The sequence below is a fragment of the Aliiglaciecola lipolytica E3 genome (genome assembly GCF_000314975.1).
Lineage (GTDB): Bacteria > Pseudomonadota > Gammaproteobacteria > Enterobacterales > Alteromonadaceae > Aliiglaciecola > Aliiglaciecola lipolytica.
Genome location: NZ_BAEN01000076.1, coordinates 555,091 through 581,002, shown reverse-complemented (window position 1 = coordinate 581,002; position 25,912 = coordinate 555,091). Strand labels below are relative to the sequence as shown.

The window sequence follows — 25,912 nt, the reverse complement described above, 5'->3', positions numbered from 1 at the left end:
GCGCTGTTTTAACTCGTTTAGCTATACTACCAAACTAGCGCAACGGACAATAAAATCGTGGCCACTAATCCTGTCACACCGAAGAATCCGTATTCGACTTTTTCACGCATGCCACCAGCAGGCGAAGGTAAAAATCCCATAATCAGACAAGTCGCGCCCAATACAAAAACGAGTACTGTTATTCCAAATAAGATGGCTTCAATCATGCTTCTTCCAAAAAAATTATATTACACTCGCTATATTATGCACCAAAACCCCTATTTGAGGGAATGATCTATATCAAACATTTCTGTCTTTATCGAAATCGCTCGTTATATACAAATATAACCTTAGTTAATTTGACTAATTTTTAGTAATTATTCCTATTTCGTTTCCTCAATCTACACATCACTTTGTAGTCAAATAATATAATTTATTGATAATTAAAGAATATTTTATTCTGGCCCGAGTGTTGCTCTAAGCAATATCATAAAACAACACATTGCTGGGTTGACATAATGCAATGTGCAACAGGAATCATTTTTAAGAGGAACAAAATATGAAACTGTCTATGATCGCCGCAAGTGTATTATTAATTTCTGGAACCGCAGCTGCAAACGAATGTGACGTAGATATCGATGGGCAAGTCTCTTTGATCAATAATGTATTGACGATAACCACTGAAGACAACGACATTATTAAAATTGATGCCGGAGAATCTCTATTTGTAAATGGTAAACGCATGGATGTGAATGCGAATCAGGAAAGATGGGTTTCTGAATACTACAAGGGTATTTACAATGCCGTACCAGTCGCTGCAGAAATAGCCCTTGAAGGCGTTGCTATTGCAAATGTAGCAGTCTCTGAAGTCCTAGGTAACTTATTAGGTTCCAATAGTAATTCTGTTACTAAAATCCAAACTAAACTTGATGAGTTAAAAGAGAAAATTGAATTTAATTTTTATGCAGCAGATGGCAGTATTCAATTAGATTCAACTAACTTTTCAGACGGCGACTTTTTAGGTGCACAATGGGAACAGGAATTTGAAGACACCATCGAAGAAGTTGTAACTGCTTCTATTGGACACATCATGGTAGCCATGGGCACTGAACTTATTTTTGGTGATGGTGATACAGACGGATTTGAACAACGTATGGAAAATTTTGGTCAAGATATCGAAACTAAAATCGAAGCCCAAGCTGAAAAATTAGAGCAAAAAGCCGATGCATTTTGCCTGCAATTAGCATCTATCGATTATGCAGAGAATAAACTTCAAAACTCAATGAAAGAATTGTCTGGGTTAAATTTAATTACGGTTAACACTGAAAGAAAAATGTAAGGAAGTCAGAATTAACGTGAGAGTAGCGATTATAGGCGGTGGCTGGTTAGGGTTACCGCTTGCTAAAAAACTCAGCCAAAGTGGTCACCAAGTGGTGGCCACCAAACGTTCTGAGAAAGGTGTCCAGAGTTTACTTGATGTAGAAGTCTCTGCAGTGCAATTTAATCTTGGTGATAGCTTAGACTCTCCCCACTTAACAGATGTGTTTAATGCGCAATTACTGATCATTAACATTCCTCCTGGGCGCAAAAGTTTGCAACCTGATGTATTTCTTCAAGATATGCTCAATTTAATAAACACAGCAAAACAGCGAGGCATTGAGAAGCTCATTTTCATCTCCACTACCTCGGTTTACGGAGAGTCTAGTAGAACTGTTTTTGAATACACTAAAGTCGCCCCTCAAACCGTGAGTGCGAAACTTCACGTAACCTTGGAACAGCACATTCGGGACCTATTTAAGCAACACTCAGTAATTTTAAGATTAGCCGGATTAGTTTCAAAAGACAGGCACCCAGCACGAAGTCTAAGTGCGAAAAAAAATATCGAAAATGGACAAAAAGTCGTTAACCTTGTGCACCGTGAAGATGTTATAAGTGCCATTGAAAAAATTATCACTAATGACAAATTTGGACATACCTATCACTTATCGAGTAGCGAACACCCTTCACGTCAACAATACTATACTGATGCTGCAACGGCGTTAGAATTACCAACACCAGAGTTTGTTCCGTCAACATCAAAAGATAAGGGTAAAGTTATCAATTGCGAATTTACGCTACGAGAGCTTGAATTGAATCTGCAATACCCCAGCCCTTACGATATGATTTACTGAGCAGTCTTTACTCTTCAGCTAACCTGATCAATAAAATTTCCCAGCCGCGCAGTTGCCGGTTGGTTATTTTGCAATCTGCGCGCATTGCGCTCAACTTCTTCTTGTAAGTCCTGCTGAATCGTATTCAACTCAGCATCTAAAGCCGCGTCAGGGGAATTTTGCTCAACTAATTGTTGTCGTAACAGATTCTGAATAACCTCCGCTTCTTCACGTAACGTATTGATGATGTCTTGGGTTGATTGGGTTTGTTCTGCGTCATCAATTTCTTGAGCCAAAAGCTGTAATCGTTCACTTAGAACCTGCGGTGATTGTTGTTGTAGTGCATCACCCTCCGCTTGAATCGTTTCGGCTTGCTGATTATTTTCGGTTACATCTGTATTGTCGAATCCTGCGTTAATTTGCTGTTCATCTTGCTGTTGCAGACGCTCTTGTTCATTTAGCTCTTGTGTTCGCTCAGCTCGTTGGTCGATTCGCTGTTCAATTTCTCGCTGTTGTTCTTCGCGTCGTTGTAGGCCTTGCTCCGCAACTTCACGTTGACGTTGTTCCCGTTGTTGAATATCTTCACGCACCCGCTCATCTCGTTGCTGCTGGGCTTGAATAGATTGTTCCGTGTTTTCTTGTTGGCGGGCTTCTCGTTGCTCTACCTGCTCTTGAACTCTCTGCTGTCGCTGTTGTTGAGCTTGCACAGATTGCTCGAAGTTGCGTTGCTGGCGAGCTTCTCGTTGTTCTATCTGCTCTTCTACTTGCTGCTGACGCTGCTGCTGCCTTTGTTCAATCTGGTTATCTCGCTGTAGTTGACGAGCCTCTGATTGCGCTATTTGATCATCAATTCGCTGCTCTGTTGGTTCAGATTGTTGCTGTTGAGCAGGTATTTGAGACCCTGTAGTCTGCGCATCATCATCACTTTGTAGCCTAGAAGCCTGTTGTTGAGCATTACCTTGATCAGCGCTCGCAGCCTGACGGTCTGATGGTTGTTCATTCAACTCAGTGGCATTACCCCGATTCGTAGAGCGTTGCAGTAAGGCTTCTCTGGCTTGTTCTTGCTGCTGTCTTTGCTCGCGCAGAGTATTGAGACGCTCTTCCAATGCGACTTCTGTGGCGCTACGTTGAGCCACACTGGCAGCATTTTCTTCACCTTGTCTAGCATTTACGTCAGTATCTGTTTCAGTCACAGGAACAACTGGATCGACTTCATTCTCCGAAGCGATCTGTTGCAATTGTTCAATTGCGTTATTGGGTAATTGCGTATTAATTGTCATGGATCCTCCTCGCTTGCCCTAACAAGCCCTCTCAACCTGAATTGGGCGCAACATATCCACTACCTGAACCAGAAACTGGTCTATATTCTGCTACCCAATGGCCCAATCAAACTCTGCGTGTGATCGGACACCTCTATTAATTGAAGCATAATTAGTTCCAATCGCGCACAGCAACGTAAGAACTTAATTAGCAAGTAGAACAACCCATAAAATCTTAAATTAAAACAGTCAATTAGCTTTCTCCTCAACATCAGTAGGACTTTCAGCAAAGAGATTGCGAAGCAAGAAAAGAACAAACAGTGAAGTAAAAAGTGTAATAATTACGCGACAGTTCAAGCGCAAAAAGTACAAACACAGGTGGCAGAAAGTGCCTCTAGAAAACCCAAGGTTGTAGCAACTCCTTACCAAGATCACTACAAACAAAAAAGCTGGGTCTTAACCCAGCTTTTATTTGTTCGCAGCTACTCTTAACTAGCCTATCAATGCATTGCCAAAATACTTCAGCGCCACTGTGTTGATAAACACTAAGAACAAAATGATTGGAATAAAGGTGCCAACAGAGAAATCGACGTATTTCTCAAACAAACTGCCTTGGTAGCTAGGAGCCCCTTGATCTAATTCAGCGTTAAAGCTTTCTTTCTTCCATCGATATATCACGAATAAACAAATGAGCAGTCCATTCAAGGGTAAAATCGTGTCGTAAAAAACGTCAATAATAACGTCGAATAAGGATTTATTTAGTTCAGCATAACTTACAAAATTGGTAACTGGCTCCCAGATCCCAAATGACATTGACGCCACCGCTGATGTTACAACCAATAACAGTCCCATCACTCCTAATGCTTTCTTACGACCTACTTTTTTAGATTCCATAAAAGAGGCGACAGGTACTTCAAAAATGGATACTAATGAAGTTATTGCAGCAAAAAAGACTAACAAGAAGAACAAACCTGCGACGACACTTGCCCCTACATAACCTATTGATGCTTGCAAGGCTAAGAAAATCTTGGGCAAGAAAGTAAATATCATACTTACCGAAGAATCACTTAACTCGGCCGTATTGGTATTTGGATTAAAGGAAAATACTGCCGGTAAAATCAGTAAACCGGCAATAAACGCAACCATTGTATCAGCCAAAGCAACAAACTTTGCAGATCCAGGAACATCACTTTTGCTATCCAGATACGAGCCGTAGGTAATCATAATGCCCATTCCCAATGATAGGGAAAAGAAGGCTTGTGAAAGGGCTGCACTTACTACCGAGGCGTTAATCTTTGTAAAATCCGGGACTAAATAGTATTCCACTCCAGCAAACGCATTGTCTAGGGTAAGAACGAAAATAACTAAACCCACTAACATAATAAATAATGCTGGCATCATCACTTTCGCGGCTTTTTCAATGCCCTGTTTAACGCCACCTTGCAAAATTAAGTACACAACAGCCAATACGCCGACCATGTAAATAAACAAGTGTGAGGATTTAATAAACTCTGGAAAAGTATTGGGATCAGCAAGTTTGTCTAAATTACCAATGCTAATTTGAAAAAGAAAACCGAAAATCCAAACCGTAATGACCAAATAAAATACGGCAATCATAAACGGGGTTATGATTGACAACCAACCTGCCATACGCCAGTGCAACTGATTTCCGCTTAATTTCACGTAGGCATTAAGTGGGTCCATACGACTTCGACGCCCTACTGACATTTCAGCCAGCATCACCGGCAAACAGATGAGTACAACAAATACCGCATAAATCAGTAAAAAGGCACCACCACCATTTTTGGTTGCTGCGACTGGAAACCCTACCATGTTGCCTATGCCAACCGCAGAGCCTGCGGCGGCCAGAATGAATCCGAGACGAGAACCAAACTGTTCGCGATCTGCTGCCATATTATTTTCCTTTTTTGTTAGTTGAATTATCTCCGCATGACAAAGCACCTACGTCAGATAATCACCTTTATTGTTTTTAGGCTTATTAATTGATGTTAACAGGCTATTTTTAAAATGTCTTTTACTTAAATCTTCAGCAATAAGCAAGTTAGTCAATCACGCAATTGAAACCCTGCACTGTCAATATTTACATACTTAATGCGCCTTAACACGTCTTAAACCTTTCGCCGCACAATATGAATTACCAATCAATGGGTTGATTATCCCAATCTATAAAGTGTGGGGCATACTGTATGTCTAAAGTATGTATATGATTTAGCAATTTATCGACGGTGAAGGACACTGAAAACAGTTTATTTTGCGGAACATTGGCTTGGAAGGGTTTAGATAAATCAGTATCCACAGTCCCTGGGTGATAGCAGATTAATTCAACATTTTTAAAACGTCGCGAATATTCAACTTGTGTGTTTTTGACCAACATATTTAGTGCAGCTTTGCTGGCTCGATATCCATACCAACCACCTAATCGATTGTCCGCAATGCTCCCGACTCTGGCGGAAAGCATAACGACCTGCGATTTTTTTTGATTGTCAAAAATCAACGGCAAGTGCTTCAACCATAACATAGGGGCAATCGTGTTTATTTTAAAATAGGTTTCGAGTTGATCGGCCGAGATATCTTCCAAGCGTTTTTCAGGCTTAATTTCTTTATCATGAATCTGGCTTTGCAATACACCAATACACGATACGACTAATCTAAAGTGACCAACAGAGTGCAACTCTTTACACAAAGCCCTGATTTGCTGTTCATCTAAACTATTAATTTGATGACAACGCACCTTAGGATTCGTTTGATTAAGTTTTTTGCGCGAAACGGCATGCACCTCACAAATTTCGTCACTTTGACTTAATTGTTTCACGAGTTCAGCACCAATACCCGAAGAAGCGCCTATGATTAAAGCATTTGATTGTTTCATCTGGTTTTCATATCCAAAGAATAAAGTCTAAACTTTTTTGTTGTTTGGTTATTACGCAGAATTATCTGAAGTGGATGACTTGAACTCATATCCATTCGCTACCATGTTGATATAACGAGTCAGCATCAACCATTTTAAGAGGTAACATATGGCAAATCTTCAACAGGCAACGCTAGCAGGTGGTTGTTTCTGGTGTATCGAATCAGCTTTCAATTCAATTGAAGGAGTAGAGTCGGCTTATTCAGGCTATGCCGCTGGTCATATTGACAACCCTACTTATGAACAAGTGTGCAGCGGCTCTACGGGACATGCAGAAGTTGTGAGAGTCAATTTTGATGCCGATACCATCTCATATCGTGATGTATTAGAAATATTCTTTTCATTACATAACCCTACCCAATTGAATAGGCAGGGGAACGATGTGGGTAGCCAATACCGCAGTGCGATTTTTTATCATAACGATGAGCAAAAGAAACTTGCTGAAGAAATCATTTCTGAGATTGAGGAACAGCAAATTTGGCCCGATCCAGTTGTGACCGAAGTAACCGAAGTTAACAATTATTATCAGGCGGAAGACTATCATCAAGATTATTTTACTAATAATCCGCAAAACCAATACTGCAATATGGTAGTTGCCCCAAAACTAGCCAAATTTAAGAAAAACTTTGCGAGTCGATTAAAATAATCGATAGCCAACATTAGTCACCTGGCCAATAACTCTATTGGCCACGTAAATCAATAGTGATTAATTAAACCAGTTTGGATCAACCGGCATAGAAAATAGTAGCGGTGCCATTTTTTCGTAATTAACGCGGTTCACTTCACAAATAATGTTGTCTGGATAATAACGTTTCCAAGGATCATTGATCATCCAAATAGTACTGCCGACCACAGCGACGCCTTCTAAAGACGCATTGTCCATTAACTCCCATGGACCACAGTTTTCTTCTTTGGAATGCGTGGGCGCATAAAACTCGACGGCGATCACTTTAGTCTCTTTTTGTTTTGCCAAATCGATCAACCAAATATTGTTGTCGTTTCTGGCGGCAGCAACTAAATACCCAGGATGATTTTCTCGTGGTAAATAGTCCATACCATTAATTGGATGATTACCTGAATCATACTTAGGTAAATTGAGTTGCAAATCTGTTACTTGAGCGAACTCTTCTGATAACCAAAAATCATCATCTATTTTTAAAGAAAAAATCCGAGCTTTAACTTTTTTGTCTTTCTCCATTCCTAGGTAAAGAGTGTCATCTGGCCCAAAAGCGAGCGCTTCTATACCATCATTTGGAAAGTCACCTATTTGCAGGGACGCTTGAAATTGAATAGGTCTAACATGAGAAACCAATAACTCGTTATTCTCCTGTAATTCAAGTCTGAGCAATAATGTAGGGTATTGGGTTGAACCACTATTTTGATATTTTTCAAAACAACTTTCAGACATGGATTCACTGCGCGTCGCATCTTCTGTCACGACGATAAAAACCTTATCATCATCTGGGTCGACAGCTAATGCTTCTAAATCCGGAGCGTCGTTTAAATAAGCGGCAAAACAACTTTGCTGAACCCTATCTGACATAACAAACGTCAAAGACTCAGCTAAAACGGCTGCCGTGTTTGGTTCAATAATATGCAATTGCTTACGCTGTGAAATATCTGCACTTCCATCTGATACAGACAGTAACTTTCCTCTCCACCCCTTAAGCCCTGACGTTTGCGGATTAAGCATGGCTTCTCCGCTCTGCTCAGTTAACCATTGTCCTTGCAACGCAATTTTTTGAGGAGTTTGTTGCTTTTCTGCGCACCCCGTTAATCCAATCGCAACCAGTAAAATTAAACCGAGTTTATTCATTTTTCCCATCCTCTCCATAGGCAGGTTTTTTTAAATTAATAATGTTCCAATAGCAAGTTATTCCGAAAACAATTTGATTGTTCGGTTACAACTAATGCAAACTAAGTCACATCTATTGTTTGTATTTAAATGTGATTTGACTGACTCTAAAAACACTCAAAAATTGACGCCGGATTTGCCGCCAATTATTGCAGGTCCTATTCTTCGTGCAGTAAATGAAAATAGTATTACGCTGTGGATGCTATTAAGTCATAAAATTTCTTTTCAAGCAAAAGTTTGGACTGAACAAGATGAAGTTTGTTTCGAGCAAAGTACACAAGAATACGCACAAAACGTTAAAGTAGGCGAAAACGCTTATATCTGCTTAATAACGTTGCCAATTGAACAACCTTTATCGCAAGGGATACGTTATTACTACGACCTAACCATGGCCACTAACGCTGGTACGCAGAAAAATTTGCAAGCGCTAATGCCAGATCTTTTGTATCCACAGCAAGATGCCCCAAGCTTCGTATTCAACTCTCATATTAAACACGTCTTACACGGTTCTTGCCGAAAGCCCCATCATGCTAGTGATGATGGCATGCTTGCTGTTGACGAAGAGCTTAGTAAAGCATTTAGTGATAAACATGCGCAGCCTGACTTATTACTTTTGTCAGGTGATCAAGCTTATATCGATGATGTGGCAGGGCCCACTTTAGTTGCCATCCATCAAACCATTAAGTTATTAGGCTTATTTCATGAAGAAATACCAGGCGGAACAATCACAAATAGTAAGCAGTTACTAACAAAGCACAGCAACTATTATCAGAGACCTTCTTTATTACCTGATAATGACAGTACCAAGACGGTCATGTCATATTTTTTCGGCGGCAAGAAAAAGCCCATATTCACTTCTGTTAATGCCAACAATCATCTAATCAGTTGGACCGAAGTCATTGGCATGTACGCACTCATTTGGTCTCCCGAACTGTGGAATTTAACCACTTTAGAAACCGATAAAATTGCTGCAGAGTTTAAACCTCTTTTTGCAGAGGAGCTTAAATGGATAGAACGATTTAAAGCTGGGTTGCCCAAAGTTCGCCGCGCAATGGCACATATCCCGGTATATATGATATTTGATGATCACGATGTCACTGACGATTGGAATTTAACCAGAGGCTGGGAAGACGCTGTCTATAATAATGCGTTTGCTAAACGCATTGTAGGTAACGCATTAATCGGATATTGGCTGTGCCAAGGATGGGGAAATGACGTAGAGAAAATTAATCCGCTGTCCAACAAATTATTACCACATTTCACCTCGTCCGGTATTCAAGAGCACGATCAAGTGATTGATATATTGCTCGACTGGGACCAATGGCATTACACATTAAACACCACTCCAAAAGTCGTGGTTTTAGATACGCGCACCCAGCGCTGGCGCTCTGAATCGAGCTTACGTAAACCATCCGGATTAATGGACTGGGAAGCGTTATGCGAATTACAACAAGAACTGATAAATCAACCTTCGGTTATCATGGTTTCAGCGGCACCTGTCTTTGGGGTAAAACTGATTGAGGCTATCCAGCGAATCTTTACCTTTTTTGGGCGAGCATTGATGGTCGATGCAGAAAACTGGATGGCGCACAAGGGCACGGCAAGTGTGATGTTAAATATTTTCCGGCATTATAAAACACCGCCGCATTTTGTTATTTTGTCAGGCGATGTGCATTACTCGTTCGTTTACGATATCACTTTGAAATTCAGACGTAACAGCCCACAAATCACGCAGATAACCAGTAGCGGCATAAAAAACGAATTTCCAAAACAATTAATCCGCTGGTTTGACCGTTTAAATCGAGTTCTATTCAGTACAAAGTCTCCATTGAACTGGCTAACGCAACGACGCAATATGACCGTGCGGCATCGTCAGCCAGACAACCAGCAGATAGGCACCTTATTAAACGGCTCAGGGATTGGTAGAGTAAAAGTAGATAACAACTGCATTCACGTAGAAGCCTCCGTCATTTTAGCAAAAGGTGAAGAAGTCGAATTCATCAAAAAAGACTAACTTTAGCGAGAAAAACAAGCCTAAAAATCGTTGGACCTCAGTGCAGCATCCGGAGACAATAGCCTTTGAAACAAATCTAAGGGAAAAAATGTCAGAAAATGCACTAAATATTGGCTTGTTCTTCGGCTCAACTACCTGTTACACCGAAATGGCTGCTGAAAAAATCCAATCAGAACTCAACGAGCTTTTTGATGCGCCCGTTGTCGAACTGTTCAACATTAAAGACGTCGCATTACAAAAAGCACAAACGTTTGACGTTTTGCTGTTTGGTATTTCTACTTGGGACTTTGGCGAGTTGCAAGAAGACTGGGAGTCTAGTTGGGACGATATCAAGCATATGAACTTAAAAGGTAAAACCGTTGCTCTATTCGGACTTGGAGACCAAATTGGTTATGCAGATTGGTTTCAAGATGCGCTGGGAATGTTGCATGATGAATTAGCGGTATTAGAGTGTGAGTTTATAGGTTACTGGCCAAATCAAGGTTACGAATTTGCCCACTCTAAAGGTCTTACTCCGGATAAAAGTCATTTTGTTGGATTATCTTTAGATGATGAAAACCAATACGAATTAAGTGAACAACGCATCAGTCAGTGGTGTGAACAATTGTTAACCGAAATTCAACTAAGTTAAACATTGCAATGTCGTCTCTTCTGCCTAGAATTCAACGCCCTTTTTACCGAAATGGAGCGCAGCATAGGGCCGGCGCAGATGTGAGTTTTGGTGATATTCATAAAATTTTCGGCTTTAAGACTATACAGATTGGCAAATGGGTAACCCAGGCCGAACAACAGTTGGCGGCAAATCTATTTTTTGATGCCCTTTGCGACTTGATGGACATTTTACACGTTACTGAAACTGTCATTTCTCTGAACGGAAGCTTGTCATTGGCTTTTGGGGTCGGCGGCCAAAAACACAGCAGCGCACATTATCATGCTCCTAAACGACAACTATCATTGGCCAAAAATGCTGGCGGTGGTGCATTAGCGCACGAATGGTTTCACGCTTTCGATCATTACATCAGTACCAAAATGTACGCCACAGACCTACCCCATGCATTTGCTTCTAGTCTCTGGTTAGAAGATGCCACTATGCATTCCCATCCGCTCAATCAGAAACTCTCAGCTTGGTTTCAAACACTTTTTTTGGACAGCAATGGTATTGAACCAAGTGACTACGTTACGCGCAGCGTCAAAGCAGATAAAAGTATGCAGTTTTATTATTACGCTCAACCCCAAGAAATGGCGGCCAGAGCATTTGAAGCCGCGATTCAGGATCAAACCATCAAAAATGCGTTTTTAGTACAAGGGACAAAACAATCCGTTGAAGCTCAGGTAGGGATTTATCCAATCGCACAGCACCGCCAGCAAAGCAACGCTAAGTTATTGGAGTATTTTAAGAAATTAGGAAAAGCGATTGATTAATGGTCAAAATTAGACACTAACTAAAACTATTTTCTAAAAATTTACCAACAATTTCAGATAACTCATTTACTCCGACACCAAACTAATTCTATACTAGGGTATTAACGATTAGAAACTGTGGTTGAATTTATGAGAAAGAAAAAGCACGGCTCCGCTGATGACGAAGCACAAATAGACATGACCCCTATGCTCGACATCGTTTTTATTATGTTGATATTCTTCATCGTAACGACGTCATTTGTGAAAGAAGCAGGCTTGATGGCAAATCGCCCTAAAGCACCTGATGCACCGCCACCGCCAAGTAATGCCAAAACATTGGCAATACGTATCGACCAGCAGGGAACCATTGTTATGGATAACCGCGAAGTTGATATTCGTCGTGTAGTTGCAAACATTCAAAGCTTCTTAGCAGAAAATAATACTGACTCTGCTGCGATACAGGCTCATCCTAAAACGAAACACGGTATCGTGGTTGAAGTGATGAACCAAGCCAAAGAGGCGGGAATAGACAAAGTATCCATACTGGTTAAAGACAGTTGATATTTTAAAGTTTGTAAAAAAGCCCTTCGATTGAAGGGCTTTTTTGTTTCTGCGGCTGAATTAAATACACGTTATTCCAGTGTTAGCTATTTAGCTATACAAAATCTTTTACAATACATTTAACTGAACGGTGATTACTGGCAACGATGAGGTCATCAGCAACATGATCTGCTGGATAACCGTATAAGCCAAACCTGTCTTCTTTACTATGAGTAATGATCACGACATGCTCTGGAGGCTTGTCAATGTTGCCCCGAAATGGATCAATAACCGGTATTTCATAACGACCGAGTTTTAAAAGTGCAATACGGCGGCCGTTACGGTACATAAAGCGATCGAAAACAGGATTATCTAAAATACTGTATACCGCAAATTTGGGGATCTGAAATGGGACGCCTTGCCACACAATTTCTACAATTTGCAGCTTGCCAGCTAAGTTAGAGATCGAATCAGGTAGCTCAATATCACTCATACTTCACCACGTTGCTAAAATCATCTTAATTTAAATATAGCAACAAAAATACCAAGAGAAAATTGTATGCGAAAAAAACTTGAAGGTTTTTGCTAGGGCTGACCAGACATTGCTATATAAGCAAAGCTCTGTTTGCTTTGATCGTCAGAAGTTTAAGTAATAATCTCGACAAAGTTCAATATAGTCAGCCGAATAAGCTCCTTCACAGTCATGAATACATAAATCAGTCACTTGTGGCTGCGCGGGCTCAAACCCAAACCTTAGTAGTTGTCGTTTAGGTGGTTTAAACGGGCTGGATTTCACCCATGTCCGGCGATCACAATATAATCCGTGCTCTTGAGCCAAGGCTTCCAAAGCGATCGTTTCAGCAGGTAAAATACAATAAAAATAAGCATCTTTATTGAGTAGTATTGATACGTGTTGGAATAGTTCTGAAAAGTTGAGGGTGTTGTTATGCCTAGCTTTTCTTCTGCTATCGGAAATGAAGTTAGCGTCTGAGCTTAATAACTCTCCGGATTTTCCCTCAAAATATGGCGGATTACTCACAATAAGGTCATAACGTTGAATTTGGGGGAGTTGTTGCAATGCCCGATGTACAAAAGTGAGTTGGGACGACCAAGGGCAATTGAGTGCATTTTTTTGTGCTTGCAAGATCGCCGATTGGTCAATATCAATTCCCAAAATGTCACATTGCGCGACGCTACGTTGTGCCAGCATTATTGCGATTAAACCACTGCCAGTTCCAATATCGAGTATTGAGCTATAATCTCCTGTCGGGATCCAACTTCCCAGCAAAATACCGTCAGTGCCAACTTTCATTGCGCAGTTTTTATGTTCGATCGCAAACTGTTTAAATCGAAACCCTTCAAACCTAGATGTTGCAGCCACCCTGTTGGCAACTAAAACATATGGTCTGCAAGCGTTTTTTGAATACCAACCACCACTTTCTTATTCAGTTCTTTTTTAATCGGTTCGTCAATCCCAGATATCCAAATTCTAAATTCAGCATCTAAATCAAAATGGCCCGCTGTTTCTAATTTAAACTGAGTGATTGCTCGGTAAGGAATGGAATGATAATCAACTTTTCTCCCTGTTAAGCCTTGCTTATCAATTAAGATAAGGCGTTTGTTGGTGAATACGTACATATCGCGAATTTCTTTAAAAACCCGCTCAATAGATTCACTCGCGCCCAAAATTGGTGTCAGTTCTTCGCTAACATCCGCCACATCAATTTCTGAAGCATTACCCATTATTTTATCTAACAAACCCATGTTTTTCTCCATAACTTGTAAGTTGCATCAAGCATAAGGGATTGCTCGTAAAACTCAATACATCTATACCTTTTGTGCTAGAAATATGCTTCACTACAGCTTGAAAAAAGGAGCACACATGACGAGTTACGCTGACATTGTTCAAGCCCATAAACGGATTGCAGATAAGATTCATCAAACCCCAATAATTGAATCTTCACTTTTAAATAATTGGCTAGGTAGCAGAGTATTATTTAAAGCTGAATGTTTACAACGCACTGGTGCTTTTAAAGTCCGTGGCGCAATTAATATTTTATCTAAATTAGCAGAGCAAGATGCGTTGCCAGAACAAATTGTGGCAAATAGTTCAGGGAACCATGCCCAAGCAGTCGCGTATGCCGCAAGCTTATTTGGTGTTCAGGCAAAGATATTTAGTACCGAAGGGGTTTCAGCAGTAAAAGCGCAAGCTACCCAATACTATGGCGCGGAACTCGCTTTATACCCTACCCGACTCGCCGCAGATGAAGCTGTGTATCAAGCATCGTTAGCAACGGGCACGTTATGGATACCGCCATTTAACCATCCTGATATTATCGCAGGTCAAGGCACATTGTTATTAGATGCCTTAGAGCAAACAGGTGACGTCGACGCAATATTTGCTCCTTGTGGTGGTGGCGGCTTGTTATCAGGTACAGTCCTAACTGCCAGAGAACGCTGTCCATTGGCAAAAGTATTCGGTGCTGAACCACTGGCAGCAAATGATGCTGCGGAATCGATGCGCCAAAATAAAATAATTAAATTAGCCCAGCCACCTTTGACATTAGCTGATGGCGCGGCTACGCCATCTGTAGGCGAGCACACTTTCCCCTTGTTAAAAACACTGGATGGTATAGTTGAAGTGTCAGAATCAGATATCGCCTATTGGACACAGTGGTTGCAACATTTACTCAAGCTCCACATCGAACCGACCAGTGCCATGTCAATGCAAGCCGTGGTAAATTGGTTAAAAAGTGTTCCCCGAGGACAAACCGTGTTAGTACTGTTATCTGGTGGAAATATTGATCACATCAAAATGAAACAGGTTTGGTCTAAAGATTACTTATGTCAGTTGCCTAGCTTATAAAAATAAAGAGGATTTATGAAAACAATATTTATGCTTCTTATCTGTGTCTGCAGTGCGGTTTGTGCAGCCAAACCGACCATGTTCGGTAACGTCAAGGGTTACACCCTAACTAACTCAGGTGCGATGCTGCAGTTCTCTCATATCGTATTTGAAAACGGTAAGGTATTAGAAATTGGCGATCAGACATTATTAAACCAATATCCAGATAGTCTTTTCATTGATGGTCAGCAAAAAACCATGATTCCTGGGCTTATCGATGCCCATGGCCACATGTTGGGGCTTGGTAATTCGTTGTTGAAAGTGGATATAAGAGACGTCAAATCCGCGCAACTATCGGCAAAAAAAGTGGGGGATTACGCAGCCCAGAATGACCACTTAAAATGGATAACCGGTGGCGGTTGGAACCAAGTTCTTTGGCCAGACAAGCAATTCCCTAATGCCCAGCAACTGGACGAGTATGTAAGTGAAAAACCGGTGTTGCTATCCCGTGTGGACGGACATGCTGCTTGGGCAAACAGTAAAGCCTTAGCGATCGCTGGGATAAGTAAAGACACCCTCGACCCGCCAGGGGGTAAAATCATCCGTGATAGCCAAGGCAATCCTACTGGTGTGTTAATCGATACAGCAATGTATTTGGTCACCAAACACCTTCCGAATCAATCTGATGATTACTATCAAGCCAGTTTAAATGCAGCAACCGAACATCTTCACTCAGTCGGGATCACCAGCGTACATGATGCAGGAATTGAAAAAGCCGAGTATGACTTTTTCAAACGCTTAGCGCTGGAAAAAAATCTTGATGTACGAATTTATGCCATGGTTTGGTATGAAGACCCTAACTTAGAAGCCATACTTAACGCAGGTTATTTTAATGATGCGGAAGATTTTCTATCTATTCGTAGCGTAAAAGCCATGGCTGATGGAGCTTTAGGTAGCCGCGGTGCTGCGTTGTTTGAAAATTATGCAGATGCTCCGGACAATAAAGGGCTTTTGGTGATACAAGAAGACCAATTTAAGCCACTGTTCGATCTAGTTCTCAAACATGATTTTCAGCATAATTTGCACGCTATTGGCGACCTTGCCAACCATTTGGCGTTAAACCAATTCGAAGCCTCTTTTAAAGATGTGGGCGGGAAAAACCTTAGAAATCGCATCGAGCACGCGCAGATTATAAGCCTGAACGATATTCCTCGCTTTAAGCAGTTAGATATTATTCCGTCAATGCAGCCGACTCACGCTACCAGTGACATGAACATGGCAGAAGATCGCCTAGGTAAAGACAGATTACTCGGTGCATATGCTTGGAAACGATTTATAGACCAAGGCTCTCCACTACCACTTGGCTCTGATTTCCCGGTTGAACTGGCTAATCCATTCTATGGGATTCATGCCGCTGTCACTCGTCAAGATAGGAATAATCAACCGGTAGGTGGTTGGGTGCCAAGTCAAGCGTTAAGCCTGCAACAGACCTTTAAAGGTTTTACTATTGATGCTGCCTATGCGGCTCATCAAGAAGATATTATTGGAGGTCTTACGAAAAACAAATGGGCCGATTTCATCTTGATTGATCAGGATATATTTTCTATTGATAAAGACCAAATTTGGAAAACAAAAGTATTAGAAACTTGGGTGGCAGGAAAACGCGTATATCAAGCAAAACCTAACTAGCCAGAAAGAAAAAACCCGCACAAACCACAGGACACGAAAATTTGTGCGGGCAGTGTTGCCTTCCTGCCTCAAGAAGCTAAATAGCGCTTGAAGTATTTCAACATTGATTATTATTTTTATTATCAATGGTTACACACATAACATTTCTATCGTAGATGCGTAATCGGGTAATCTATAGCAGCATCAGTGCCAACTTTTTTATCTTTATATATCAAATAGTTAGATTTTCACACCCCCTACCTTTGAGATAATTTCTCGCCAGCTTGGTGCATTGGCACTTTTATAGGGCGCACTGTCCATACCAGTGCGCCAATATGCATCAGTAACATGCTTATTATTTGTACAGGTGTTTGATTAATTTGAAGTTAGCAATTTTTGGTAATTAAACGGACGTATTAAATACTGCCGGCTGACTCAACCACCAGCACTCTTACTTCACCAATTGGGTGGGCAACATGTTCAGTGCCAATAGATGCATAAAAAATGTCACCCACATCTAATCTAGTAGAAAACTCTTCTCCATCTATTCGATAAAACATATCGACTTTGCCATCGAGAACGACAAAGACTTCTTCACCATCATTGATGTGCCACTTATAAGGCTGATCGGTCCAATGTAATCGCGTCGTAATTCCGTTCATTTGCGCTATATTTTTGGCTCCCCAAGCTTTATCCGCGGTAAATTGTTTGCTTCGAATTATGTCCATATCCTTCTCTAATTATCTTTAATCAGATATTCGCATTCAGCCATAGTGCTATCCATTGGTTCTGGATAGTCTATACACCGAAAGCCAAGTTTTTCGTAAAGCGTTCTAGCGACTGTATTATTCGCTAGCACGAACAAGGAAAAGCCTTTAGTTGTAATGCTTTTAGGTGCGTATAGCATGAGTTGCTCAACTAAGTATTTACCAAGTCCTTTTCCTCTCGCATCAGGACTCACTACTAAACGAGCTAAATGACAACGCTCAAGCCTTTGGTAGCATTGACCAAAAGCGAGCATGTTGTTTTTATGATCAACTATTTTGTAGCTATTTAATTGGTCGAGTTTAGTCTCAGCAATGAACTGCATCACGCTAATTGGGAAGTCCATGCTGGGACCTCCCCATTGACGAATTTCGAGGATATTTGTAAACCAACCATGCAGGTTTATTACATCTTTTTCAGTTGCCGACTCTAGATTTAACGATAAAGCGTTCTTATCCATTTTTCTTCATTAATAAAAGACCAACTCCACTCCTGCCATTTTTCATCTAAACCTGCCTCGATGATATCTTCTACTGGCATGCCATTTATTTTTAACTCTTTAACTTGTGCCGAGGTTTCTTTGATCATTTCCACAAATGTAATTAACTGTGCTTTATCGGCAAGTGGCCCGTGACCTGGGATAACCTTAGTTTCATCATCAATCATGCTAATGAGCTTCTCTACTCCAGCAATGTACCCTTTTACCGAGCCTCCACTGTCAATATCGATATAAGGAAATAAACCATTAAAAAATAAATCGCCAGTATGTAATACATTGGCTTTTTCAAACATGACAACACTATCCCCATCAGTATGCGCATTAGATAAATGCATCACATTTAAGGTATCGTCATTAAAATGAAAGGTGACACCATGAGAATAGGTAACCACTGGAAGGGACGCGTGCTTATGCCCATCCTTACTTAACAATCTAACTCTTACGTTGTCATGGGCAAAAATAGTGGCGTCTTTTACTTCTTTCATATACGCATTAGAGCCCGTATGGTCTCCGTGATAATGGGTGTTAATTACATAGCGCAATTTACCTTTTAAGATTTGATCTAATGCGGCTGATATTTTTTCAGCTAAAGGCTCATACTGATCATCTATGATCAATAACCCGTCGTCACCTGCCGAAACCCCGATATTACCTCCCATACCAGTTAAAATGTAAACCGACCCGCCTAAATTCTCGGATTCCATCTTTACGTCATCTGGATTCATTTGGGCCTGTGCGGAAGTAATTAGTAATGTCGTTAACACAAACATGAATGAAAGAGCTAGTTTACGCATTTTTCTATCCTTTATGTTTAATCACTGTGAATATGAAGCAAATAATAGTTTGTTTAGATCATATACACCCTATGCTTTGGATCTTAAACTGTTATTTTGTTAATTTGCTTATGAATTAATTATATAGAGTGGCGCTAGAATGGATAAATTGCAAAATAAGTTAACCCTATTGTGTATTATTTTGGGTTTAATCGGTGCGCTATACGTTAATTTATTCGTTTCGGCCACATGGGTAGAATCGAAAGTTCAGTATCAAACCTATCAAACTGAACAAGGTCAATGGGCCTATATCAGTCGTGGTAAAGAAGTTATTATTGATGCAGTAGCCAACTATGCCGACTCCCCTGTTGCACAACACAAGTTGGACGTTTTAACGTCTGAGCCTGAAATTAAACAACAATGGGTTTTCATTCCAGAATTGGGAAAAAGTCCAGTTTTATTGAAAGCCGATTATCATTTTGAAGTATGGTCATTATTACCTGCCTTCATTGCAATCGCACTTTGTCTTATTAGTCGAGAACCCTTAATCGCATTATTTAGCGGGATTGTAGTGGGCGGTTTCATGTTAGGTAAATTTGATATAGGCCATGATGTTCTTATTCCTAATCTCGCGACAACTGATGCCGCTTCTATTCTCATTTTATATTTGTGGTTACTCGGTGGGCTCATGGGTATTTGGGCTAAAACTGGTGCAGCGCAAGCGTTTGCGCAGATGATGAGTGAACGTTTTGTCACCGGACCAAGATCCGCCAAGCTGGTCACGTGGATGCTAGGTGTACTGTTTTTCCAAGGTGGCACTATGAGTACGGTTTTAGTTGGTACAACAGTTAAGCCCATGGCAGACAAAGCCAATGTGAGTCACGAGGAGTTAAGTTATATTGTGGATTCAACCGCATCCCCTATAGCTGCGGTAATCGCTTTTAATGCTTGGCCAGCATATATTCAGGCATTTATTTTCGTACCAGGCGTGGCATTTTTAGCTACCGAAGCAGATCGCATTGCGTTTTTCTTTTCAAGTATCCCATTTAGCTTTTACGGTATTTTTGCAGTCATTGGCACCTTATTGCTAAGTTTAGAATTCACCGTTTTTTCTGGCGCTCCATTACGTAAAGCCATTTCCAGAGCCAGACTGACCGGCCAATTAGATGCCCCTGGAGCAAGCCCGATCAGCGCCAAGGAACTACGCGAAACCAGTGTTCCTGACAATTACCGTCCTCATTGGATGGAGTTTGTGATTCCACTAATTTGCTTAATTGGTATCGCTGTTGTGACATTTTTGAGCACAGGATCACCGCAAATTCACTGGGCTTTTGCTGGTGCATTATTTATCGCCATTATTTTTGCGTTAGGTAAAGGCATGCAAATTCGAGAAATGTTAAATGGCTTAGGCATAGGCTGGAAGGGAGTAGTTGTTGCCTCGATAATTTTGATGTTAGCCATTACCATTGGCGCGATTAGCAAACAACTTGGTGGCGGAATATATTTAGTTGACCTACTTGGCGAGGAATTGCCATTCTGGATACTTCCTGTGGTGTTACAACTACTCACAATGATTATCGCTTTTTCTACTGGCACAAGTTGGGGAACCTACGCCATTGCTTTTCCGTTAGCCATGCCTTTGATGTGGGAGATTGCCCAAAACGAAATGCTAACCAATCCCGAAGTATTTATGTTGATATGTTTTGCTGCGGTGTTAAATGGCAGTGTGTATGGTGACCAATGCTCTCCCATTTCCGATACCACTATTTTGAGCTCGATGACAACTGGTTGCGATTTAATGGACCATGTAAAAACCCAGATAGTCCCGGCAACATTTGCCGCCACCATCGCAGGAATACTCTGGACCTTGTGTGCTTTACTGATGAGTTAAAATCAAAATAGGTGGTTGATTTTCAGTTTGTAAGTTCGTCTAATTTGACGCGATTTCGACGAGATAGTGTAAGTATTTCGCCACTTTGCAAAATCACTGAGTAGTCACCTTTATCATTAGGACGTAGTTCACTGATGGCACTGCGTCGTACAATTGAAGAGCGATGAATACGCACAAACTCTTGCGGATTAAGTTGCTCTTCTAGGGCAGAGAGTGTTTCTCGATGTAATACATGTTTACCATCATTTAAATGAATTTCAGCGTAGTTTCCCGCACCGGAAATAAAGTTGATTTGAGCAACATCGATCAACCTTATCCGACCGGGGTCACGGATAACTAAGCGTTCTCGATAAGGTTTTTGCTGTTCAAAAATCATTTGCTGAATAATTTCACTCAACTTCGCATAATCATCATGTTTTTCGTCTTTTATTTTATCTCTGGCACGTTCCAGCGCTTTAAAAAAACGCTCATCATCATAGGGCTTTAAAATATAGTCGATAGCGTTTAACTCAAAGGCTTCTACCGCATGTTCGTTGTAAGCCGTTGCAAAAATAATGACGCTTTCTGGAGGTACATGTTTGGCTACTTGAATACCTGAAATCCCTGGCATTTCAATATCTAAAAACACAACGTTTGGTTTAAACTCATTCACCATAGTAAGTGCTTGATTACCATCTTCTGCTTCAAAAATATCTGCAATATCAGTTTCTTTAGATAGCAATATTTTAATCGTCTCGCGCGCTAGATATTCGTCATCTGCTATTAATACACTAAGCATCCTGTCCCCCTATCGGTATAGCTAATAGCGTTTCGAACAAATCATTATCAAGTGGATGTAATTCCAAACGAAAATGCCCATATAATTTAGCCAAGCGCTCACGAGTATTGCTAAGGCCAATACCAAAACCATTGTGTTGATCGTTTTTCGCGACTTTGTTAGTTAACACTACTTTTAGTTCGTTTTTGTCTATGCTGATATCCAAATTTAACAAGTTTCGACTCGACTCTAATTGAGAACCATGTTGCACCGCATTTTCCACTAAAGGATGTAAAAGCATATTTGGAATGGCTAAGTCTAAACATTCGGGCTGAACGTGAATGTGGGTGTCTAATTTATCTGCAAATCGCATCTTTTGAATCGCTAAATAGCTTTTAATAAAGGCGATTTCGTCTTTAACTTTAATGTCATCGTGATTTTTTGTTTCCAGTATTTTTCGCAACATAACACTGAGTTCGGACAATGCAGTAACAGCATCTTTCTCACGCTTCAACCTAACTAAACTGGCGATGGTATTTAGTGCATTAAACAAAAAGTGGGGATTTAATTGAGAGCGCAGAGTTTTTAATTGCTCTTGTATTAAGGCATGGTGTAAACGTTTCAATTCGATACTTTCTTCTACAGCATTATGATAAAAACGTAATGCCATAGCCGCACCAAGAACCCCCAAATACATGAAAATATCTAACTGAGCATTCTGCGTAATAGTGCGCGTAAACCAATAACTAAATTGATCGATGGTTCGCTCAGAGACAGCAATCACGAGTAAGTGAGCTATGGCCCAATACACAATTAAAATAACCGTCATCCAAGCCAAGTGAAAGAGCACTTTGAAAGCAACTGGTTTAGGCGATCTATTGGTGCGCTGAACCAACTTAAATATAATCGCAGTGACGCCTATCCACAAAACAAACCAGGGACTAATTGAAATCCAAAGCTCGGTCCAGTTTGGATTTTGGTCCGTTTGTTCAAACGCTAAAAATTTAATATGTGTGTATAAGGCGTGAACAGCCAACCAAAAAAACGTATTGGCAAACCAAAAATAGCGGTTAAAAAAGTGGTTTGTTTGCGCCATGCTAATTAATCATCAGTGTTTTCTTTTTTTTAACATATCGGTGTTTTCATAAATAATCCAGATATAAAAATGTAATAAAATAATTAATCGAGCCGTCACAGTGAATCCCCATTCACACCAAATAAGGCCATATTAGAACTGTAGAAGTATCTTCCAAAAATCTCAATCTTTCCTCATCAACTTTAATTTTTCATTTATTTTCAATTGGTTAAATAAGAGTGAATCAGCGAAAAAGTATAGATTTAAAATTTAATTTAGACCGTTTAATCAAAGTTCCCCCGCTTCGCCATACAAACCATACCTTTGGTCACACGCTTACTGCGATTGGCGGAAACTGCCTAGAGCAACCCACAGATTGAGCCTAATTTAGGCTTAGACAAGTTATTTTTGTCGAAAATTAATAACACAAAATAAGTGGGTCCAAGAGACTTTTGAGACGCACAGGGGAGTAAGAAAATGTTTAACACGTCAAAAGTGGCAAATTCAATAAAGCTAGCTTTATGCGCTAGCTCATTGGTAGCACTCAGTGTGCCTTTGGCATCTGCTCAAGAAACTGAAGGTGCAAAAGATGTAGAGAAAATATCTGTTACCGGTAGCCGCATACTATCGCCAGGAATTGAATCATCCAGTCCTATATTCTCTCTCGGAGAAGAAGAAATCGGATACTTACAAACACCCGAGTTTGAAAAAATAATTCGATCTTTACCTTCGACTATTCCTGCTGATGGTGGCAACGTAAACAATGGTACGGCAGGCGCTGCCACAATTGATTTACGAGGCCTAGGTGCGCAACGAAACCTTGTTCTTCTCAATGGTAAACGCATGGTACCTTTCAACTTTAATGGTCAAGTTGATACCGCAAATATTCCAACGGCGCTTATCGATAGAATTGATGTTGTTACCGGAGGGGCTTCTGCGGTGTATGGTTCTGACGCTATATCTGGCGCGGTGAACGTCGTGCTCAAAAACAATTTTCAAGGTGTATCCTTGGATATGAACCATTCCCAAAGCAGTGAAAGCGATGGTGATCAAGACAATATATCACTTACCATTGGAGCTAACTTTGATGACAGTCGCGGCAACGCTGTACTGTCTTTAAGCTGGATGGAACGTGACGCGGTATTACTCGGTGACCGTCCACTTGGTCTATTTGGTATCAATTCAAATACAGGTTCAGGTTATCAAGAATTTCTCGCTGGCGACGTAGCAACACCACCACCAGCGGGTTGTGGCGGCCCTAATGTGGTAGATTTATCTGGAAGTGGCTCAACTACTGCTATTCCTACTCGCTTCGAACTGATAGGGACGGGAGTAAACGGTCAATTTAGAGAGGATGGAACATTAGGTCCAAACTGTAGTTTGTTTAACTTCAACCCATTTAACTATTATCAAACTCCTGCTCAGCGATATGGTGCAACGGCGTTAGCAACATATGAAGTAAACGACCATATGGAGTTTTATTCATCATTTAATTTCACCAATACCACTGTAGTGCAGCAAGTTGCTCCTTCAGGGACTTTTGGTAGTAGCTTTACACTCCCTTTGTACAACCCGCTTATCGGATCACAGGCATTAGATTTTATTCTTGATGGTGCCAATGCAGCCGTTGGCGATGGGACCTTAGTAGACGGTGGAAGTTGGACCGACGCTAACAGCAATGGCGTTGTAGATACTGAAGACTCATTGACCGTGAGGTTGCGCCGTAGAACATTAGAACTTGGCGCTCGCTCTGAACGATATGATGCCGAATTGTGGCAGGTTAACGCCGGCTTACGGGGTCAATTTTTCGGAGATTGGGATTATGATTTTTCTTATCAATACGGTGAATCAAACCGCACGACAGTGCGTGATGGTTATACCAACTTAGGAAATATCCAAAACGCTTTAGACACCCGAGATGGCGTAACCTGTGCTGTGGGAGGCACCTGCGTACCTATCAACTTATTTGGGGGTTTTGGAACCATAACCGATGCGTCTGCAGCTTATGCCCGAGCCATTGCATTACAACAACAAAAATATGAGCAAGAAATTATTTCACTGGTACTAACCGGACCGGTAGACTTTATTGAGTTACCAACTGCCGGGGCACCACTGGCAATGAGTTTTGGTCTCGAAAACCGTACCGAAACCGGCATTTTAGAACCGGACGAATGTCTAAAAGAAACCCCGGCTAGTTGCCAAGGCGGAGCTGGTGGAAACTTACTGCCAATTAAAGGTGGCTTTAAAGTCGACGAATTTTATTTTGAAGGTATTTTACCCGTATTCGATGGCGCTGCGTTTGCAGAAAGTATGGACATAGAGTTTGGCTTTAGAACATCTGATTTTGATACTATTGGTACCGCAGAATCGTGGAAAATCGGCTTTAATTGGCGTCCAGTTGAGCCATTACTTTTACGTGTTATGCAACAAAAAGCCAACAGAGCGCCCAATGTTGGTGAAATCGCATCACCGGTTACATCTGGTTTAGATAACGCAGTTATCGATCCGTGTTCTGTCGCAAATGCTGGCAATATTGATGCAACACTTACTGCATTATGTGTTTCCACTGGAATGACAGAAGCGCAAGTGGGTGTTATTCCAGATATTATATCTGGTCAAATTAACACCTTTAATGGTAGTTCACCTAGTAACCCTCCCGGCCCCGAAGAAGCTGACACCTTCACTGCCGGCTTCGTATGGACGCCCGACTTTAACTGGGCAAACGATTTCTCCTTGTCTGTGGATTATTACGATATAGATATCTCCGGTATTATCGGTAACTTCTCTGCACAAGAGATCTTAGATTCCTGTTATATCAATGGGGATGCCGGTGAATGTGCCAAAATCAACCGAGTTGGCGGTGACCTTACCGGTTCAGCTGCGGGTGTTAATCAGTTTACAACAAACTTGAAATACCTGCGTGCCGAAGGCATAGAGATCGGCTTCAATATGAACTTTGATCTAGACGACATGGGTAATTTGGCATTCTCAGGCAATATCAACAAATATCTAACCCAAGAATCTCAAAGCTCCGATACCGTGCCAGTGCTGGATTGCAAAGGTTACTATGGCACTAGCTGCGACCCGTTATCAGATTTACGTTGGATTCAGCGTACTACATGGTCATATGACGACATTACTGTGTCTTTATTATGGAGACATATTAATTCAGTTGACGTAGAACCGGGGGAGCGTGCGTTGCGTTTTGAAGCTTTCAGAAAGATTGACTCCTATGATTACTTCGATATTTTCGCAAGTTATGCTTTCACAGAATATGCCACATTTACATTTGGTGTAGACAACATGTTCGACAAAGCACCACCTGTATTGGGTAATGATATTGGTGATACCAGCTCTAATTCAGGTAACACCTTCCCAAGTAACTATGAAGTGTTAGGCAGAATTTATAAAGCCGGTTTGAAGTTTAAGTTTTAAACAAATGTTGTAGTTTCAAACTTATTTAAATCATACTAAAACGGAGCTGTAATGCTCCGTTTCTTGTTTCTCAAAGG

The 25,912-nt window shown here is 40.9% G+C and carries 24 protein-coding genes; 11 read left to right on the top strand and 13 right to left on the bottom strand.

The genetic code is table 11. The features are described from left to right. Window positions 1-26: 26 nt before the first annotated feature. Window positions 27-206 (bottom strand): hypothetical protein, encoded by a 180-nt coding sequence (locus tag GLIP_RS21140; RefSeq protein WP_008846777.1) that lies wholly within the window; start codon window positions 204-206, stop codon window positions 27-29. Between the two features lie 332 nt (window positions 207-538). On the opposite strand from GLIP_RS21140, the gene GLIP_RS21135 reads away from it, so the two are divergent. Together GLIP_RS21135 and GLIP_RS21130 are read left to right on the top strand one after the other, a co-directional pair. Continuing rightward, entirely contained in the window at window positions 539-1,318 is a 780-nt protein-coding gene (locus tag GLIP_RS21135) for a DUF2884 family protein (RefSeq protein ID WP_008846776.1), read from the top strand. 16 nt (window positions 1,319-1,334) lie between these two features. Further along, window positions 1,335-2,150 (top strand): NAD-dependent epimerase/dehydratase family protein, encoded by an 816-nt coding sequence (locus tag GLIP_RS21130; protein ID WP_008846775.1) that lies wholly within the window; start codon window positions 1,335-1,337, stop codon window positions 2,148-2,150. Window positions 2,151-2,164: 14 nt separating this feature from the next. On the opposite strand, the gene GLIP_RS21125 is transcribed toward GLIP_RS21130, so the two are convergent. The 3 genes from GLIP_RS21125 to GLIP_RS21115 form a co-directional block, all read right to left on the bottom strand. Next, window positions 2,165-3,409: a coiled-coil domain-containing protein gene (locus tag GLIP_RS21125; RefSeq protein WP_008846774.1), complete on the bottom strand. Its 1,245-nt coding sequence runs from the start codon at window positions 3,407-3,409 to the stop codon at window positions 2,165-2,167. 471 nt (window positions 3,410-3,880) lie between these two features. Next, entirely contained in the window at window positions 3,881-5,302 is a 1,422-nt protein-coding gene (locus tag GLIP_RS21120) for a sodium-dependent transporter (RefSeq protein ID WP_008846773.1), read from the bottom strand. 241 nt (window positions 5,303-5,543) lie between these two features. Next, window positions 5,544-6,278 (bottom strand): SDR family NAD(P)-dependent oxidoreductase, encoded by a 735-nt coding sequence (locus GLIP_RS21115; RefSeq protein ID WP_008846772.1) that lies wholly within the window; start codon window positions 6,276-6,278, stop codon window positions 5,544-5,546. Between the two features lie 148 nt (window positions 6,279-6,426). On the opposite strand from GLIP_RS21115, the gene msrA reads away from it, so the two are divergent. After that, complete coding sequence (gene msrA / locus GLIP_RS21110; RefSeq protein ID WP_008846771.1) at window positions 6,427-6,963, top strand: peptide-methionine (S)-S-oxide reductase MsrA; 537 nt, start codon at window positions 6,427-6,429, stop codon at window positions 6,961-6,963. Window positions 6,964-7,023: 60 nt separating this feature from the next. On the opposite strand, the gene GLIP_RS21105 is transcribed toward msrA, so the two are convergent. After that, window positions 7,024-8,133, bottom strand: a complete 1,110-nt coding sequence (locus GLIP_RS21105; protein ID WP_193362870.1) for a protein disulfide isomerase family protein — start codon at window positions 8,131-8,133, stop codon at window positions 7,024-7,026. 94 nt (window positions 8,134-8,227) lie between these two features. On the opposite strand from GLIP_RS21105, the gene GLIP_RS21100 reads away from it, so the two are divergent. From GLIP_RS21100 to GLIP_RS21085, 4 genes are all read left to right on the top strand, one after another. After that, window positions 8,228-10,186, top strand: coding sequence for a metallophosphoesterase family protein (locus tag GLIP_RS21100; RefSeq protein ID WP_008846769.1), 1,959 nt, complete (start codon window positions 8,228-8,230; stop codon window positions 10,184-10,186). A gap of 88 nt (window positions 10,187-10,274) precedes the next feature. After that, window positions 10,275-10,817, top strand: coding sequence for a flavodoxin FldB (fldB, locus tag GLIP_RS21095; RefSeq protein ID WP_008846768.1), 543 nt, complete (start codon window positions 10,275-10,277; stop codon window positions 10,815-10,817). Window positions 10,818-10,825: 8 nt separating this feature from the next. Next, window positions 10,826-11,608: a CLCA_X family protein gene (locus GLIP_RS21090; protein ID WP_008846767.1), complete on the top strand. Its 783-nt coding sequence runs from the start codon at window positions 10,826-10,828 to the stop codon at window positions 11,606-11,608. A gap of 129 nt (window positions 11,609-11,737) precedes the next feature. Continuing rightward, window positions 11,738-12,148 carry an ExbD/TolR family protein gene (locus GLIP_RS21085; RefSeq protein ID WP_008846766.1) on the top strand — a complete coding sequence of 137 codons (411 nt, stop codon included), beginning with the start codon at window positions 11,738-11,740 and terminating at the stop codon, window positions 12,146-12,148. A 94-nt stretch (window positions 12,149-12,242) separates the two neighbouring features. On the opposite strand, the gene GLIP_RS21080 is transcribed toward GLIP_RS21085, so the two are convergent. The 3 genes from GLIP_RS21080 to GLIP_RS21070 form a co-directional block, all read right to left on the bottom strand. Continuing rightward, entirely contained in the window at window positions 12,243-12,620 is a 378-nt protein-coding gene (locus GLIP_RS21080; RefSeq protein ID WP_008846765.1) for a hypothetical protein, read from the bottom strand. Window positions 12,621-12,764: 144 nt separating this feature from the next. Further along, entirely contained in the window at window positions 12,765-13,508 is a 744-nt protein-coding gene (locus GLIP_RS21075) for a tRNA1(Val) (adenine(37)-N6)-methyltransferase (protein WP_008846764.1), read from the bottom strand. Between the two features lie 11 nt (window positions 13,509-13,519). Continuing rightward, the gene (locus GLIP_RS21070) at window positions 13,520-13,891 is read right to left on the bottom strand and encodes a PH domain-containing protein (protein ID WP_008846763.1); all 372 of its coding nucleotides are present in this window, start codon (window positions 13,889-13,891) and stop codon (window positions 13,520-13,522) included. Window positions 13,892-14,009: 118 nt separating this feature from the next. On the opposite strand from GLIP_RS21070, the gene GLIP_RS21065 reads away from it, so the two are divergent. Beyond that, window positions 14,010-14,993 carry a serine/threonine dehydratase gene (locus GLIP_RS21065; RefSeq protein ID WP_008846762.1) on the top strand — a complete coding sequence of 328 codons (984 nt, stop codon included), beginning with the start codon at window positions 14,010-14,012 and terminating at the stop codon, window positions 14,991-14,993. 15 nt (window positions 14,994-15,008) lie between these two features. Then, window positions 15,009-16,661, top strand: coding sequence for an amidohydrolase (locus tag GLIP_RS21060; RefSeq protein WP_040523713.1), 1,653 nt, complete (start codon window positions 15,009-15,011; stop codon window positions 16,659-16,661). Window positions 16,662-17,056: 395 nt separating this feature from the next. On the opposite strand, the gene GLIP_RS21055 is transcribed toward GLIP_RS21060, so the two are convergent. The 3 genes from GLIP_RS21055 to GLIP_RS21045 are packed head-to-tail and all read right to left on the bottom strand — an operon-like array spanning window position 17,057 to window position 18,698. Next, the gene (locus GLIP_RS21055) at window positions 17,057-17,368 is read right to left on the bottom strand and encodes a cupin domain-containing protein (RefSeq protein ID WP_008846760.1); all 312 of its coding nucleotides are present in this window, start codon (window positions 17,366-17,368) and stop codon (window positions 17,057-17,059) included. 8 nt (window positions 17,369-17,376) lie between these two features. Then, window positions 17,377-17,865, bottom strand: coding sequence for a GNAT family N-acetyltransferase (locus GLIP_RS21050; RefSeq protein ID WP_008846759.1), 489 nt, complete (start codon window positions 17,863-17,865; stop codon window positions 17,377-17,379). Beyond that, complete coding sequence (locus GLIP_RS21045; protein WP_008846758.1) at window positions 17,841-18,698, bottom strand: MBL fold metallo-hydrolase; 858 nt, start codon at window positions 18,696-18,698, stop codon at window positions 17,841-17,843. The genes GLIP_RS21050 and GLIP_RS21045 overlap by 25 nt, the downstream gene beginning before the upstream one ends. A 139-nt stretch (window positions 18,699-18,837) precedes the next feature. On the opposite strand from GLIP_RS21045, the gene GLIP_RS21040 reads away from it, so the two are divergent. Then, window positions 18,838-20,568, top strand: coding sequence for a Na+/H+ antiporter NhaC family protein (locus GLIP_RS21040; protein ID WP_008846757.1), 1,731 nt, complete (start codon window positions 18,838-18,840; stop codon window positions 20,566-20,568). 22 nt (window positions 20,569-20,590) lie between these two features. On the opposite strand, the gene GLIP_RS21035 is transcribed toward GLIP_RS21040, so the two are convergent. Continuing rightward, a complete protein-coding gene (locus tag GLIP_RS21035; RefSeq protein ID WP_008846756.1) occupies window positions 20,591-21,346 on the bottom strand; it encodes a LytR/AlgR family response regulator transcription factor in 756 nt (251 codons plus the stop codon). After that, the gene (locus GLIP_RS21585) at window positions 21,339-22,421 is read right to left on the bottom strand and encodes a sensor histidine kinase (RefSeq protein ID WP_008846755.1); all 1,083 of its coding nucleotides are present in this window, start codon (window positions 22,419-22,421) and stop codon (window positions 21,339-21,341) included. Before GLIP_RS21585 ends, GLIP_RS21035 begins: the two co-directional genes overlap by 8 nt. Window positions 22,422-22,877: 456 nt before the next feature. On the opposite strand from GLIP_RS21585, the gene GLIP_RS21025 reads away from it, so the two are divergent. Beyond that, complete coding sequence (locus tag GLIP_RS21025; protein ID WP_008846753.1) at window positions 22,878-25,835, top strand: TonB-dependent receptor domain-containing protein; 2,958 nt, start codon at window positions 22,878-22,880, stop codon at window positions 25,833-25,835. Window positions 25,836-25,912 lie beyond the last annotated feature (77 nt).